The organism is Sporosarcina sp. GW1-11, from assembly GCF_033088395.1.
Lineage (GTDB): Bacteria > Bacillota > Bacilli > Bacillales_A > Planococcaceae > Sporosarcina.
The window spans coordinates 175509-189560 of sequence record NZ_JAPMIW010000002.1 but is presented as its reverse complement, the minus strand read 5'-3'; the positions used below and the strand labels follow the sequence as shown (position 1 = coordinate 189560).

17 protein-coding genes, 2 pseudogenes and 1 other annotated feature are annotated in these 14052 nt (G+C 42.0%); of the genes and pseudogenes, 18 read left to right on the top strand and 1 reads right to left on the bottom strand.

The window, feature by feature from the left end:
* Nucleotide 1: 1 nt before the first annotated feature.
* From ORD22_RS03000 to rpmA, 18 genes and pseudogenes are all read left to right on the top strand, one after another.
* Nucleotides 2–688, top strand: a complete 687-nt coding sequence (locus ORD22_RS03000) for a hypothetical protein (protein WP_317644386.1) — start codon at nt 2–4, stop codon at nt 686–688.
* Nucleotides 681–1367: a pilus assembly protein PilO gene (locus ORD22_RS02995; protein ID WP_317644385.1), complete on the top strand. Its 687-nt coding sequence runs from the start codon at nt 681–683 to the stop codon at nt 1365–1367. Before ORD22_RS03000 ends, ORD22_RS02995 begins: the two co-directional genes overlap by 8 nt.
* 11 nt (nt 1368–1378) lie before the next feature.
* Nucleotides 1379–2134 (top strand): prepilin peptidase, encoded by a 756-nt coding sequence (locus tag ORD22_RS02990; RefSeq protein WP_317644384.1) that lies wholly within the window; start codon nt 1379–1381, stop codon nt 2132–2134.
* Nucleotides 2135–2225: 91 nt separating this feature from the next.
* Nucleotides 2226–2852, top strand: coding sequence for a hypothetical protein (locus tag ORD22_RS02985; protein WP_317644383.1), 627 nt, complete (start codon nt 2226–2228; stop codon nt 2850–2852).
* A gap of 84 nt (nt 2853–2936) precedes the next feature.
* Nucleotides 2937–3539, top strand: a complete 603-nt coding sequence (locus ORD22_RS02980) for a Maf family protein (protein ID WP_317644382.1) — start codon at nt 2937–2939, stop codon at nt 3537–3539.
* Between the two features lies 1 nt (nt 3540).
* Nucleotides 3541–4041: pseudogene (radC, locus tag ORD22_RS02975) on the top strand (RadC family protein); the annotation flags it as partial.
* A 558-nt stretch (nt 4042–4599) separates the two neighbouring features.
* Nucleotides 4600–6411, top strand: a complete 1812-nt coding sequence (locus tag ORD22_RS02970) for a reverse transcriptase domain-containing protein (protein WP_317644381.1) — start codon at nt 4600–4602, stop codon at nt 6409–6411.
* A gap of 105 nt (nt 6412–6516) precedes the next feature.
* A pseudogene (locus tag ORD22_RS02965) lies at nt 6517–6720 on the top strand (JAB domain-containing protein); the annotation flags it as partial.
* A 317-nt stretch (nt 6721–7037) separates the two neighbouring features.
* Nucleotides 7038–8054 carry a rod shape-determining protein gene (locus ORD22_RS02960; protein WP_317644380.1) on the top strand — a complete coding sequence of 339 codons (1017 nt, stop codon included), beginning with the start codon at nt 7038–7040 and terminating at the stop codon, nt 8052–8054.
* Nucleotides 8055–8072: 18 nt separating this feature from the next.
* Entirely contained in the window at nt 8073–8960 is an 888-nt protein-coding gene (mreC, locus tag ORD22_RS02955) for a rod shape-determining protein MreC (protein WP_317644379.1), read from the top strand.
* A 3-nt stretch (nt 8961–8963) separates the two neighbouring features.
* Entirely contained in the window at nt 8964–9485 is a 522-nt protein-coding gene (gene mreD, locus ORD22_RS02950) for a rod shape-determining protein MreD (protein WP_317644378.1), read from the top strand.
* A 19-nt stretch (nt 9486–9504) separates the two neighbouring features.
* Entirely contained in the window at nt 9505–10176 is a 672-nt protein-coding gene (gene minC / locus ORD22_RS02945) for a septum site-determining protein MinC (RefSeq protein WP_317644377.1), read from the top strand.
* Between the two features lies 1 nt (nt 10177).
* Nucleotides 10178–10978: a septum site-determining protein MinD gene (minD, locus tag ORD22_RS02940; RefSeq protein WP_317644376.1), complete on the top strand. Its 801-nt coding sequence runs from the start codon at nt 10178–10180 to the stop codon at nt 10976–10978.
* Nucleotides 10979–11072: 94 nt separating this feature from the next.
* Nucleotides 11073–11615 carry a peptidoglycan DD-metalloendopeptidase family protein gene (locus ORD22_RS02935; RefSeq protein ID WP_317644375.1) on the top strand — a complete coding sequence of 181 codons (543 nt, stop codon included), beginning with the start codon at nt 11073–11075 and terminating at the stop codon, nt 11613–11615.
* Nucleotides 11612–12235 (top strand): metalloprotease, encoded by a 624-nt coding sequence (locus tag ORD22_RS02930; protein WP_317644374.1) that lies wholly within the window; start codon nt 11612–11614, stop codon nt 12233–12235. Before ORD22_RS02935 ends, ORD22_RS02930 begins: the two co-directional genes overlap by 4 nt.
* A 355-nt stretch (nt 12236–12590) precedes the next feature.
* Nucleotides 12591–12667: a sequence feature (ribosomal protein L21 leader region), on the top strand.
* 14 nt (nt 12668–12681) lie between these two features.
* Complete coding sequence (gene rplU, locus ORD22_RS02925; protein WP_317644373.1) at nt 12682–12990, top strand: 50S ribosomal protein L21; 309 nt, start codon at nt 12682–12684, stop codon at nt 12988–12990.
* 6 nt (nt 12991–12996) lie between these two features.
* Complete coding sequence (locus tag ORD22_RS02920; RefSeq protein WP_317644372.1) at nt 12997–13323, top strand: ribosomal-processing cysteine protease Prp; 327 nt, start codon at nt 12997–12999, stop codon at nt 13321–13323.
* A gap of 12 nt (nt 13324–13335) precedes the next feature.
* Nucleotides 13336–13629 carry a 50S ribosomal protein L27 gene (rpmA, locus tag ORD22_RS02915; protein ID WP_317644371.1) on the top strand — a complete coding sequence of 98 codons (294 nt, stop codon included), beginning with the start codon at nt 13336–13338 and terminating at the stop codon, nt 13627–13629.
* Nucleotides 13630–13695: 66 nt separating this feature from the next.
* Here the strand turns inward: rpmA and ORD22_RS02910 are convergent, their stop codons facing one another.
* Nucleotides 13696–14052, bottom strand: a complete 357-nt coding sequence (locus ORD22_RS02910; RefSeq protein WP_317644370.1) for a hypothetical protein — start codon at nt 14050–14052, stop codon at nt 13696–13698.

Below are 14052 nucleotides of genomic sequence, written 5' to 3'. Positions count from 1 at the left end.
GATGCATAAGTTAGTTGATATAAATTTACTGCCTGAGAAAATACGCGAACGCACTACATGGCTTTGGATTGTGCTTGGTATTTTCGTTGCGGCGCTACTCAGTTGGGCGCTTCTTTATTGGATGGGTCGGAATTATGAAGAAGATACGCAATTATTAAGAGAACAAACATATGACGTGCAGAAGCAACAAGAAAGTATTACGTCCCAGCTTAGACTCTCTGCGTTTGGTCAGGAAAAAGCAAGCTTAGCTTCTACGGTCGAATTTTTAGAAAAGTATCAATTTAAGACGCATCCATTGATAAAAGATCTCGTCAAAGCTTTGCCAGAGCGAGGATTCTTCTTGGAATTGACATTCACCGCGCCTAACGAAGCGACATTGACTGTTCAATTTGACGATTTAACGGAACCTGCTCATTATTTGACGCGCATTAAATCTTCTGAATTGGTGATTGACGCGACGTTTGAAGAATTGAGTGCAGTAGAATTGAAGGAAGAAGGACAACTACAAAATGTGTTACCACGCTACGAAGCGAAATATTTTATTCAATTTCTGGATGAACGTGGGGGTACAGCACCTGATGCGACAGTGGATCCGGATGCAATCGAAGCACTACAAGAAGAAACGTCTACAAATGAGTCTCAACCTTCTGCGAATATGAATACGGAAGGAGGCGGGCGAAATGGATAAGTATATATCGAGACGACAACAGCATATCGTATTAATCGTTTTAGCTGCTATATTTCTAGTTGGTGTCGTCTATTATTCGCTATTTAACCTGTATTTGCCTATGAGAGAAGAACATGAACAAACGTCTGCACAACTCGCTTCTGAACGTAATGTTTTGTTTGCGCTTCAAAAGCAGTTAGCGAATAAAGACTTGAATGAAACGATTTCTTCGGGTCCGCTACAAAAAAAAGTGCCTGTCATTCCGTTAGAAGATGCATTGCTGTTACGAATTGATAAAGCGGAAGTGAAATCGAACAGTCGAGTGCAAAATGTCAAGTTTAGTAAAAGTGAGTTCGTTGCAGAGGACTTGCCTGAAGAAGTACAAAACTTGGAAACGGTATTGATGGAAGTGAAATTGGTCGCAGATACATACGGTCAAGTAGAGAACTTCATCTATGAGATTGAAGAAATGCTGCGGATCATGAATGTCGAAACGATTCAGTTCAAAGGGTTGCCTGAAAAGACAGAAGCCGAATCGGATCTTGGTGAAATGGAATTAGTCATTTCGTTCAATGCGTTCTTCCGTCCGGACTTGGTCAATTTGCAAAGTGAAGCGCCGCGCGTAGACGCACCTGCTGCTGCGGGTAAAGACGATCCGACGACTATCAACAAAATGCGCGGCGATGAGACTGTGGAGTAAGGAGAGAGTCTATGGAATGGCTAATTGGGATATTTTTCTTCCTATACGGTATTACGTTTGGATCATTTTTTAACGTAGTCGGCTTGCGTGTACCGCTAAAGGAATCCATTGTAACTCCTCCTTCGCATTGTACGACGTGTGATCGTAATTTGACTGTGGTCGATTTAGTTCCTGTTTTTTCCTACGTGTTTTTGCGGGGGAAGTGCCGAGGATGCAAAGAGAAGATTAGTGCGATCTATCCGTTGATGGAATTGTTGACTGGTGTGCTGTTTGTTTGTGCCTATGTACATTTCGGCTTTCAATGGGAACTTGCGGTAGCTCTGTTGTTCATTTCGATGCTGATAATTATTACAGTGTCTGATTTGAAATATATGCTAATTCCGAATAAGGTGCTGTTACCGTTCGGCATTGCGATTTTCCTAGTGCGCTTTGTTAGCCCATTAACCCCTTGGTGGGATAGTTTGCTTGGGGCGGTAGTTGGATTTGGCGTGTTGTTTCTTATTGCGATTGTGTCGAACGGTGGCATGGGAGGCGGCGATATTAAACTGTTCTTTGTCATTGGTCTAGTGCTTGGGACGATGCAGACGCTGTTTACGCTGTTCCTCGCTTCATTAATTGGCGCGATTGTTGGGATGGTTTTCTTGAAACGGACAAAACAAGGACGAAAGACACCGGTGCCGTTCGGGCCGTCGATTGCGCTAGCTGCCCTCATTGCTTATTTTTATGGTAGTGAGATTGTCGGATGGTATACGAGTTTGTTTTATTAACTAAGAAAATGTTTACGGACAAGACGACAACAGTCTTGTCTTTTTTTGCGTCCGCTTTGGTAAAGTGAAGAAAAAGGTGGAGTGAGTGCAGATGAATTTTCGAAAGAGGTATTCAAGAAATATTGTAGTTCGAGCAATGGTGCAAGGCGTCGGGATTGGCTTGATTGCGGTGCTAGTTATTGGATTGACTATTTTTATGACAGGTGAAAAAGGTGCAGATCCAGCAAAGAAAATCGCTACTACGGGTCCAGGTGCGGATGAAGAGCAAGTGGCTGACGGTGATGCAGTAACGATGTTTGTAAAGCAGTACGGAGTGTTTTCGGCGAAGGAGGCGGCTGCTGAATTTGTGGCGACGGATCCATCGCTAGCAAAGACTGCCATCTTACCGGTAAACGGACAGTTTTACGTATGGGGTGCTGCTTGGCTGAAAGAAAGTCAGGTCGTCTTAAATGAAAAGGAAGATGCGTTTAAGAAGAAAATCCAAGTCGTGTCAGGCACTTGTAAGCACGCGAATGCGGATGAAGTGAAAAAAGCGTTGCTTGCGGACGATTTATCGAAAATTGAATTGTCTGCAGGTGAAGGTGAGAAGAAAAAAACAACGGATTTCGAGAAGAAATTGACCGCTATTACCGCATTTACAAAGGATTCCTCGATTGCGAGACTACATGTTTTGGCACATTATTCGAATGAAGATCCATGCTTCAAAATTCAATTTTGAGCCTATATACGGGGAAGAATTGAATTTCGCTACTTTTTCAAAAAGCTGATTATGACGTACACTATGGGAAAGGAGGCATTATCTATGAAATTTTCTAGTATTCAACCAATTATTCTCGCTTCAAATTCACCGAGACGTAAGGAGTTATTACAGTTAGCAGGTATTGAATTCACGGTGAAACCGAGTCGCGTGAAAGAGGATTTACCCTTTACACCACATGAACCCGATCGCTACGCGGTAAGGTTGTCTGAGCAAAAGGCACAGGCAGTCTTTGATGAGAATCCAACTGCGATGGTCATTGCGGCGGATACGATTGTTGTAAAAGACGACCGACAGTATCCGAAGCCAGTGAATAATGAGCAAGCTGTGGAATTTCTATTGCAGCTGTCAGGTGAGACCCATCAAGTGATTACAGGCGTCACCGTATTGTTAGAAGACCGCAAGTTGCAGTTCGCAAGCCTTTCCCAAGTGAAATTCAGAGACCTTGATATAGGGCTCGTGCACGAGTATGTGCGCTCTGGAGATGCGGCAGACAAAGCAGGAGCTTACGGTATTCAAACGGAAGGTATGTTGTTTGTTGAAGCAATTGTTGGCGATTATCAAAACATCGTTGGATTGCCGATTGGGGAACTAGTGGAACATTTGCGGCGCGAACAATGGCTGATGCTAGAAGTAGGTGATGCCTGATATGCCGCTAGATTTAGCACCTAAAATGATGATTCGTGATGTGCATATTGCAGACAGGCCACGTGAACGTTTAATCCGGGAAGGAGCGGGTAATCTTTCGAATCAAGAGCTGATGGCTATTTTATTGCGTACAGGTACGCGATCAGAATCAGTGTTAGTGCTTGCCAATCGTGTGCTATCAACGCTTGATCGTTTGGCTGATTTGAAAGAATTGACGGTAGATGAGATGACAAAGATTAAAGGGATTGGTGAAGCGAAGGCTGTACAGTTGCTGGCGGCTGCGGAACTTGGGAAGCGGCTTTACCGTGCGGCGCCACATGAACGGTATAAAATTCGCTCGCCGGAAGATGCCGCCAATTATTTAATGACGGATATGTCGTCGTTGAATCAAGAGCATTTCGTTGTTTTATTTCTAAATGTAAAAAATGAAGTATTACATAAGCGAACCATTTTTATTGGTAGCTTAAATTCTAGTATCGTCCATCCACGCGAAGTGGTGCGCCCATAAGGGTCTATAGAAAGTCTGCTTTCGCACAGCAGTAAGGGAATATCATAATGTTTTACCCTTATCATTAGTCAACTTATCTGAATGGGAAACCGGACAGGGAGTGTAGCATGTTGGAAAAGCCATAAGTTGCTTAATTACCAAAGCACGACTGAATGGCGAGATGAAATGTATGAACAAGGATGAAAGCTAAACTGCCTGAATGATAGCTCAAGGGGGACTACGGGGACCTTTAGCGGGAGGTAATGATATACGCTATATGAAATGTGCTTCATTCTTAAAAACTTCGAGAATGATGATATGATACCATTTCACCCAACTTTCGTATAAAAGTAACGAGCGAACGTCACATCCGATATCATACATGCGATATTTCTATAAATCTAAATGGGGATTACCTAAGTCAGAACGCCTAAAAGGCTATGCATATTTGATGCTGAATATCTGATAAGGTAACGGAGCTCCCGTAGTAGTCTGAGCTAGGGAAAGCCTAGTACATGGCGAAGGGGAGCAGTTTATAACGTTAATACCAAATTGGGAAGGAGCGGAGGCTCTATGAGAATTCCAACAGTAGTATTAAATCGTCTAACTGCCAAAGCAAAAGTCGGAAATTATGTATTTGAGCGACTGTATCGCAACTTGTACAACAAAGAATTCTATTTAGAAGCATATGCAAAACTGTATGGGAATAAGGGCAGCAACACCAAAGGAGTCAATGAAGATACAATTGATGGTATGAGTATGAAACGTATTGAAAAGCTCATTGAAAAACTACAAAACCAAACGTATCAACCTAATCCAGCACGAAGGGTATATATCCCTAAAAAGGATGGGAAAACAAGACCGTTAGGCATTCCTACCTTTGAGGATAAATTAGTACAAGAAGTTGTTCGCCGACTGCTTGAAAGCATCTTTGAACCATCGTTCTCTGCTCACTCTCATGGATTTAGACCAAATCGTAGCTGTCATACCGCATTAAAAGAAATCCGTAATACTTTTACGGGAACTAGATGGTTTATTGAGGGTGACATTAAAGGATTTTTTAATAATATCGACCACCATGTTTTAGTTGGCATTTTGCGAAAAAGAATTCACGATGAGAAGCTCATCAATTTAATCTGGAAATTTTTGCGCGCAGGATATGTAGAAGATTGGGTATTTCATAAAACCTATAGCGGTGCACCACAGGGTGGAATTATCAGCCCGCTTTTATCGAATATTTATTTGAATGAACTCGATGATTATGTGGGGCAATATATTGCACGCTATAACAAAGGTGACAAAAGAATTCACAATTCTTCCTATCATAACCTTGCTTCCAAGATTAACAATCACAAAGAAAAAAATAAACGTGATTGGCCAACTTTATCTGAAGAGGAAAAGAAGGAGCGGTTGAAGGGAGTAAAGGCCCTTTACAAAGAACTGCAAAGTCATGACAGTAAAGACCTCTTTGATCCAAATTATCGCCGCTTGAAATACGTTCGTTATGCGGATGATTTTTTACTCGGTGTCATTGGTAGTAAAAAGGAAGCTGAACATGTCAAACAAGATTTAACGCAGTTCCTACAAGAACAACTAAAACTAGAACTGAGTGCAGAGAAAACTTTGATTACCCATAGTAAGAACAATGCCCGCTTTCTTGGTTATGATATTCGTGTCTCTAGAGATTGGCATCGAATGAAAATGCCAAATGGAACAAAAAAACGAAAATTTAACTATCAAACAAAGCTTTTCGTTCCACACGAAAAATATATCCAAAAGTTAGTACAGTTGAATGCGTTAAAAATAGGACCGAATAATGGCTGGAAACCAATACATCGCTCGTATTTGGTGCACAATGACGACCTCGAAATTTTACGAACGTACAATGCGGAAATAGAAGGCTACTACAATTACTACCGCTTGGCGAGTAATGTACATGTTTTACAGTCTTTCCGTCAAACCATGAAATATAGCATGATTAAAACGTACGCGAATAAATACAATTCTACCGTTAGTAAGATTATCAATAAATTCAGCATTAACGGAGAATTCGGGGTTCGATATGAAACGAAAGAAGGCCCTAAAACAGCCTACTTTACGTTGCAACGAATGGAAAAAAACGATGCGATAAAACAACCAACCGTCGATACAGTTGAGAATACATTAATTTATTCAGGGCGAACAAGTATGATTGACCGTTTACTTGCCGAAAAGTGTGAATGGTGTGCTGTGTCAGGTGTACCACTTGAGATGCATCACGTTCATAAATTGAAAGATTTACAAGGGAAGAAAAAATGGGAGCAAAGAATGATAGCCCGCAGACGAAAAACGATGGCATTATGTGTAACATGCCATCACGATTTGCATAATGGCAAGTTAGATTAAAGTAAATGGAAAGCCGTATACTCTGAGAGGAGTACGTACGGTTTGGAGGGGAGTTCTTGGAAATCTAGTATAGCAATATACCAAGGCGCTGGGTTCTCACCCTACTTTCGTGAAGCGTTCAAGCGTTCGGCTGCTTCGATGATCATTTCACACAATCATCCGAGCGGTGACACGACGCCTTCAAAGGAGGATATTGAAGTGACGAAACGCTTGATTGATGCGGGCCGAATTATGGGGATTGACGTATTAGATCACATTATTATTGGTGATCAAAAGTTTATTAGTTTGAAAGACAAAGGGTATATTTGATGGTGCATTTACTGTGGAAGAGCAACAAGTAGGGAGAATGTTTATGTTCTTCCTACTTGTTTTTTTATTTTGCTTGCGTAGTGGGTTAAACGATTTCATTGGGCGGCCGAGAAACTACCTCATATGCAACACGCAATTTCCCAACGCAAAAGTGCCATGAGACTACAAATTGAGACAAGAGACTCGTAAATCAGTCTTTTTTCCATGTTTTTTGCTTTATGATGAGGCGGCACTGTAAATTTAGTTACCTTTCCGTTATAATGTAGTGTATGCTTTTAAGAAGGCCGATGACGGTTATGCAGAAAGGGAGAATACAATTGTTTGGGTTCAGAACAAGAAGTGTAGGGATTGACCTAGGGACTGCCAATACCTTAGTTTTCATCAAGGATCAAGGCATTGTACTGAGAGAACCTTCCGTAGTAGCAAAAAATACTGCAACAAATGAAATCATCGCGGTAGGTGAAGAGGCTAGAGCTATGATTGGTCGTACCCCGAACTCGATTGTAGCAATTCGCCCTATGAAAGATGGCGTCATTGCTGATTTTGAGACAACGAAGGCCATGATCTCTGATTATTTAAAAAAAGCCTTGAAAACATCAGGTAGTTCGTGGAGAAAACCAAATGTTATGATTTGCGTACCTTTTGGCATCACATCCGTTGAAAAACGTGCGGTTACCGATGCAGCGAAACAAGCGGGTGCAAAAGAAGCATTCACGATTGAAGAGCCTTTTGCAGCAGCAATCGGTGCAGATTTGCCAGTTTGGGAACCAACCGGTAGTATGGTCGTCGATATAGGTGGCGGTACGACAGAAGTTGCTATTATCTCACTCGGTGGAATTGTGACGAGTACTTCGATTCGTGTCGGTGGGGATGCGATGGATTCTGCAATCATAGAGTATGTGCGCAAAACATATCATATGCTGATAGGTGATCGGACAGCTGAAACAGTTAAGCGTGAAATCGGATCTGCTTTCGATTTAGAGAAAACAGAAAAGATGGATATTCATGGCCGTGATTTATTAACAGGCTTACCTAAAACAATGGAGATTACTTCCCAAGAAATCGTCATTGCGTTAAAAGAACCTGTAGCTGCGGTCATTGAAGGTATGCGTTCAACACTCGAGAAGACACCACCAGAATTAGCATCGGACGTTATGGATCGCGGACTTGTCTTAACAGGCGGTGGTTCGTTACTACGTAATCTTGATAAAGCCATCTCAGAAGAGACGAAAATGCCTGTCTTTATTGCGGAAAATCCATTAGACTGTGTAGTCATTGGTACAGGAAAAGCATTGGAAAATATAGATCTTATTAGAAAGATTCAAACACATTAATTGGAGGAGATGTAGGCGATGCCGCGTTTTTTTTCCAATAAACGATTAATCATTTTATTAGTAGGAGTAATCGTCCTTGTGGCATTAATTGCATTCTCACTTCGCGACCGTAACCATGCAAATGTTCCGGAACAAGCGGTGAAGGATGTTGTCGGATTTGGGCAGTCACTCTTTACGAAACCGGCTCATTTTGTCACGGGGGTCATTAAAAATATTGATACAATGCTTAATACATACGAAGAAAACAAACGATTAAAAGAACGACTGGACACATTTGCATCGATGCAAGCTGAATTGGCAGATGTCAAAGCAAATAATGTAAAATTACGTGGAATCATTGATAAACAAGAGGATCTGCGCGCGTATGAGCCGATTCAATCTACCGTAATTTCACGTAATCCCGATCAATGGGAAGAAAAGCTGATCATCGATAAAGGGACGACGAATGGCGTGGGCGTCAATATGGCGGTCATGACTGCACAAGGCTTGATTGGGAAAGTCATCTTGACGACTCCTTTCACGTCGACAGTTGAGCTAGTATCGACAGAAAACAGCAATTTCCGTGTAGCGGCAATGGTCGTTGGGGAGCAAGAAGTTTATGGTCTGATTGAAGGCTTTGATCGACAATCTCGCCAATTGATCATGAAGCGGATCGACTCTAGTTTTGATGTCAAAAAAGGAATGACCGTAACGTCTTCAGGACTCGGCGGGATTTTCCCGAGAGGCATTTTAATTGGAGAGGTGACGGAAGTGTCTACAGATGATTACGGCTTGACGAAGTTAGCGTATATTCGTCCTGCTGCCAATTTCTCCATGCTGGATCATGTCATGGTCGCGAAACGTTCTGCGATTGTGGTAGATGGTACCGATGGGGGTAATTCTGTGGACGCAAAGGGGGGACGATGAATCATGATTCGGTTCGTCATTCCCTTAATCGCTATCGTATTATTTTTCTTAGAACCGATTTTTAGCTTATTTTCTCCAATTGAGCTGAATGATACCTTCTATTTTTTTATTCCGCGATTTCTTATTGTCTATTTAATCTTTATTGCGTCATATTACAGTAGAAAACGAGCTTTTTTTTACGGTTTAGTGCTTGGTATCTTGTATGATATGTACCACATTGATATTATTGGATTATATACATTTATGTATCCGCTCATTTGTTATGTTTCGGCGTCTATTATTCGACAAATTGAGCGACGTACTTCGACAGTTATGATGTTATCATTAGTTATGATTGTCATGTTGGAATTATTGTCTTATCTTTTTGCAAGTATTATTGCATTGACATCCATTGATTTTAATGAATTCTTGACGAGTCGGCTTATTCCGACAGTTATTGCTAATTCACTATTCATCGGGATGTTTGGTTACATGTTTAAACAATTAATTGAAAAACGATTTTCACAAAAACAGGCTGGTTTTTAAGCATTGCGAGGTGATGTAGGTGACGAAATCACAGTTGATAACGATTAAAGGAACAAAAGATGGCTTAGTTTTGCGATTGGACGATCATTGTTCATTTTCCGATCTGCTGGATGAGCTAAAAGAAAAAGTAACAAGCAGCGTACTTGAAGGTGTATCTGACGTACAGCTACATACCGGGCGTCGATTTTGTGACGAGCAAGACATGAAGAGTATTCTTGCAATCATTCATACCTCTCCTAACCTACGTGTTTCGAAGGTTCATAGTGATGTCATTTCACTAGAAGCGTGCGAGAAGAAATTGATAGAGGAACAATCCGAGACCTATATCGGTATCGTTCGTTCAGGACAAGTTGTCCGAGCGGAAGGTGATTTAGTTATTATTGGGGATGTAAATCAAAGTGCCCAAGTTATTGCGGGCGGTAGTATTTATGTGTTAGGTCGCGTAAAAGGCATCGCGCATGCAGGAGCGAATGGGAATAAGGACGCTGTTATTGCAGCATCTTGGCTCGAAGCTACTCATTTGAAGATTGCCGATAAAATGGAAATCATGACAGATGAGTTAACGGTCCTTTCTGAACAACCTGAAATGGAATGTGCTTATCTCCACAAAAATGGGCAGATTGCGATTGACCGACTTCAGGAGCTCCGCCATTTACGTCCGAACCTTGCGACATTTAAGGGAGGTATATAATTTGGGAGAAGCAATTGTTATTACTTCTGGTAAAGGTGGCGTTGGTAAAACAACCACGTCCGCGAATCTTGGTACCGCTCTTGCGTTACAAGGTAAAAAAGTGTGTTTGATTGATACAGATATCGGTCTACGAAACTTAGATGTTATTTTAGGTCTTGAAAACCGAATCATATACGACCTTGTCGACGTAGTAGAAGGACGCTGTAAAGTCCATCAGGCGCTCGTAAAGGACAAGCGTTTTGAAGATCGCTTGTTTTTACTACCGGCAGCTCAGACGACAGATAAAAGCGCAGTTAATCCTGAACAGATGAAGAAACTTGTTCTTGAGATGAAAATGGATTATGACTATGTACTGATCGACTGCCCAGCAGGTATTGAGCAAGGGTATAAAAACGCTATTGCTGGTGCAGACCGTGCAATCGTTGTAACGACTCCGGAAATCTCCGCTGTGCGAGACGCAGACCGAATCATTGGTTTGCTTGAAGCAGAAGAAGGGATTGAGCCGCCTAAATTGATCATTAACCGGATCCGTGAAGGCATGATGGAAAGTGGAGAAACATTGGATATCAATGAGATTACGACGCATTTGTCGATTGATCTACTAGGAATCGTAATGGATGACCGAAATGTCATTTCTTCTTCTAACAAAGGTGAACCTGTCGTGATGGACCCAACGAATCCGGCAGCTATTGGCTATCGTAATATCGCCCGACGCATTTTAGGCGAATCGGTGCCGTTGATGACGATGGGGAAAACCAAAACAGGATTCTTTGGAAAAATCAAGAGTATGTTCGGGAAATAATAGATGTATTAACACTCAGTGCCTTTTCGGTGCTGAGTTTTTTTGCATTTTACTAGACAGCCTCTCATACACTACAGGTAAAGGAGGGGACGTGGTGAAGTGGAGAACGAAATGGATCATCGCCTTTGTGTTGACTGTGTCTATTGTCGGCTTATCAAAATTAGAAGAACGGCAGCTTGTGAATGTGCCGGTTACACAATATGTGACTACAGGTAAAGATTTTGTCATTATGAAAAAGTGGGTTTCCTCTTGGTTGGCAGATGACGAATCCATCACGGTATCTGCTGAATCAGCATTCGACCCATTCGCTTCATATGAATCGTTTCAGCCGTATCAAGATGGCGCTATTATTTCGTATACGCAACCGTTAGCTATTACGTCACAAGGCAATGGTCTCGTCGTATTTACAGGCTACACACGTTCGTCAGGTAAGACGGTGACGGTGCAATATGATAACGGGGATGAAGTGACGTACGGATTTGTCGGTTCGTTTTCAACATTACCTTACACCGCTGTGAGGCGAGGAGACGAAATCGCAGTGATGGATGAAGAAGCGATTTATATCCGAGTGAAACGCAACGGAATTCCGCTGGAGCCAACCGTTCTTGCGACGTATATGACAGGCGACCTCAAATGAAATTTCGCATTCATCCTATTTTATTGCCGATTTTCTTATTTTTCATGGTCGTCGGTGGTGTTTCCTTGTACGCAATGATTTTATTTTCGTTAGTATTTCATGAGTTCGGACACGTATTGGCCGCTACAAAAGCTGGTATGAAAATTCGAAATTGTACGATTTTTCCATACGGAGGGGAATTGCAGATTGTCAATCGACAGCTCGCAACGAAGCAGCAACGGCTGATGACAGCGCTAGGGGGACCTATCGCAACAGCCGTTCTGTTAGTCATTGGCTTAGTAATAGAATTTCCTGGTAGCGAGCAATTTTTGCAAATTCAGCACATTTTACTAACTGTCAATTTACTCCCGATCTTGCCACTGGATGGTGGACAAGTTCTTTCGGTATTGCTTGAGACCGAAAAAAATAAATATAGTACACGTTCACACTTCACACTCTACTCCATCATTGCATCCATCTCGCTAAGCGTCTATTTGACCAGCTACTTACCCGACAGCATGCCTTACGTACTGCTAACCTCATTTTTAGCTATTCAAAATATTATCTCCTATCGTTTTCGAAAATATGAACAAATCTTCGAACAGCTGGCGATTGGTAGGAAGCGTTCGTCGAGTAGTTAGCAGATGAGTCGATTGGAATTATGTGAATAACCTAGGCCTAATTCAAGAAACATTAGACCCATTATAAATATTCTGGGCGATAATGGTAGTAATTACGTGACTAACCGACACTTCTATACTTTTAAAATTCATGTGAAAAAACTTAGCGTAAGGGTGACAGTACCACTCACTAAATTCAAGGAAATACACCAGTGAAACGCATTGTAACGATATCCTTACTATTTTATTTACGGCTTAAATACCTCATAACGTTGAGGTTTTTCTTTTTTATATCAGTTAGATATTATTTCGAAAAAGATAGTGCTTGACCTTTTATTTTCTACGTGATAATATTTTACTGTTATTGATTGTAGCACCCGTGCTACAACCGCACTAAACAGGTTCAAGTATTCGCAAGACGAATCACCTGCCAAGGCGAGTCTGTATAAATAAGAGGAGGTGCAAGTATGTACGCAATTATTGAAACTGGTGGAAAACAAATCAAAGTTGAAGCAGGCCAAGAAATTTACATCGAGAAAATTTCTGGTGAAGCTGAAGAAGTGGTTACTTTTGACAAAGTCCTAATGGTTGGTGGCGAAGACATTAAAGTCGGTGCTCCATTCGTAGAAGGCGCTACTGTAACAGGTACAGTTGTCAAACAAGGCCGTGGAAAGAAAATTACGGTTTTCAAATACAAGCCTAAAAAGAACTACCGCAAAAAACAAGGTCATCGTCAGCCATACACGAAAATCGTGATCGACGGAATCAATCTGTAATCCGACATGATACATGTACGAATTATAAAAGAGCCTTCAGGGCGCATTTCAGTTTTTGAGATGGATGGTCATGCAGACTTTGCAGAACATGGTAAAGACTTAGTATGCGCAGGTGCATCAGCTGTAACCTTTGGTGCGGTTAATGCAATTGCTGAGCTAACGGGGATTATACCGGAAATCGAGCAAGGTGCGAATGGCGGATATTTACGTGTAGCGTTTCCGGTGACGGCGCGCGATGCGGAAGTCCAGTTACTCGTTCAAGCGATGATTATTTCTTTACAGACGATTGAATTAGAATATGCAAAACATATACAATTATCCTTTGAAAAGTAGGAGGTGTCAACTATGTTACTACGTTTGGATCTTCAGTTTTTCGCATCGAAAAAAGGAGTAGGTTCTACTAAGAACGGTCGTGACTCCCATTCGAAACGTCTTGGCGCTAAGCGTGCAGACGGACAATTCGTATCGGGCGGATCAATCCTTTATCGTCAACGCGGAACAAAAATTCACCCAGGTGAAAACGTTGGACGCGGTGGAGATGATACTCTATTCGCAAAAATCGACGGCGTCGTTCGTTTCGAACGCCTTGGCCGCGACAAGAAGAAAGTCAGTGTCTACCCACAAACACAAGAAGCTTAATCGGATAGCATGACTACATAGGAAAAGGACTGCACTCGTTGCAGTCCTTTTTCTTATGGGATAGATTTATGTAGGTTCAATGATCGCGAGGCTGAGTTCTATGAGCGTTGGAGTGGGTTCAATGATCGCGAGGCTGGTTTCTATGAGCGTTGGAGTGGGTTCAATGATCGCGAGGCTGGTTTCTATGAGCGTTGGAGTGGATTCAATGATCGCGAGACTGGGTTCCATGAGCGTTGGAGTGGGTTCAATGATCGCGAGGCTGGTTTCTATGAGCGTTAGAGTGGGTTCAATGATCGCGAGGCTGGTTTCTATGAGCGTTGGAGTGGGTTCAATGATCGCGAGGCTGGTTTCTATGAGCGTTAGAGTAGGTTTAATGATCGCGAGACTCGGTTCTATGAGCGTTGGAGCGGTTTCTATGATCAT

Excerpts from the sequence above, each read along its gene's own strand:
- ORD22_RS02985 (WP_317644383.1), top strand. The coding sequence starts at position 2,226 with ATGAATTTTCGAAAGAGGTATTCAAGAAATATTGTAGTTCGAGCAATG.
- ORD22_RS02990 (WP_317644384.1), top strand. The coding sequence starts at position 1,379 with ATGGAATGGCTAATTGGGATATTTTTCTTCCTATACGGTATTACGTTT.
- mreC (WP_317644379.1), top strand. The coding sequence starts at position 8,073 with ATGCCGCGTTTTTTTTCCAATAAACGATTAATCATTTTATTAGTAGGA.
- ORD22_RS02970 (WP_317644381.1), top strand. The coding sequence starts at position 4,600 with ATGAGAATTCCAACAGTAGTATTAAATCGTCTAACTGCCAAAGCAAAA.
- ORD22_RS02980 (WP_317644382.1), top strand. The coding sequence starts at position 2,937 with ATGAAATTTTCTAGTATTCAACCAATTATTCTCGCTTCAAATTCACCG.
- ORD22_RS03000 (WP_317644386.1), top strand. The coding sequence starts at position 2 with ATGCATAAGTTAGTTGATATAAATTTACTGCCTGAGAAAATACGCGAA.
- ORD22_RS02995 (WP_317644385.1), top strand. The coding sequence starts at position 681 with ATGGATAAGTATATATCGAGACGACAACAGCATATCGTATTAATCGTT.
- rpmA (WP_317644371.1), top strand. The coding sequence starts at position 13,336 with ATGTTACTACGTTTGGATCTTCAGTTTTTCGCATCGAAAAAAGGAGTA.
- ORD22_RS02910 (WP_317644370.1), bottom strand. The coding sequence starts at position 14,052 with ATGATCATAGAAACCGCTCCAACGCTCATAGAACCGAGTCTCGCGATC.
- ORD22_RS02930 (WP_317644374.1), top strand. The coding sequence starts at position 11,612 with ATGAAATTTCGCATTCATCCTATTTTATTGCCGATTTTCTTATTTTTC.
- ORD22_RS02920 (WP_317644372.1), top strand. The coding sequence starts at position 12,997 with ATGATACATGTACGAATTATAAAAGAGCCTTCAGGGCGCATTTCAGTT.
- rplU (WP_317644373.1), top strand. The coding sequence starts at position 12,682 with ATGTACGCAATTATTGAAACTGGTGGAAAACAAATCAAAGTTGAAGCA.
- mreD (WP_317644378.1), top strand. The coding sequence starts at position 8,964 with ATGATTCGGTTCGTCATTCCCTTAATCGCTATCGTATTATTTTTCTTA.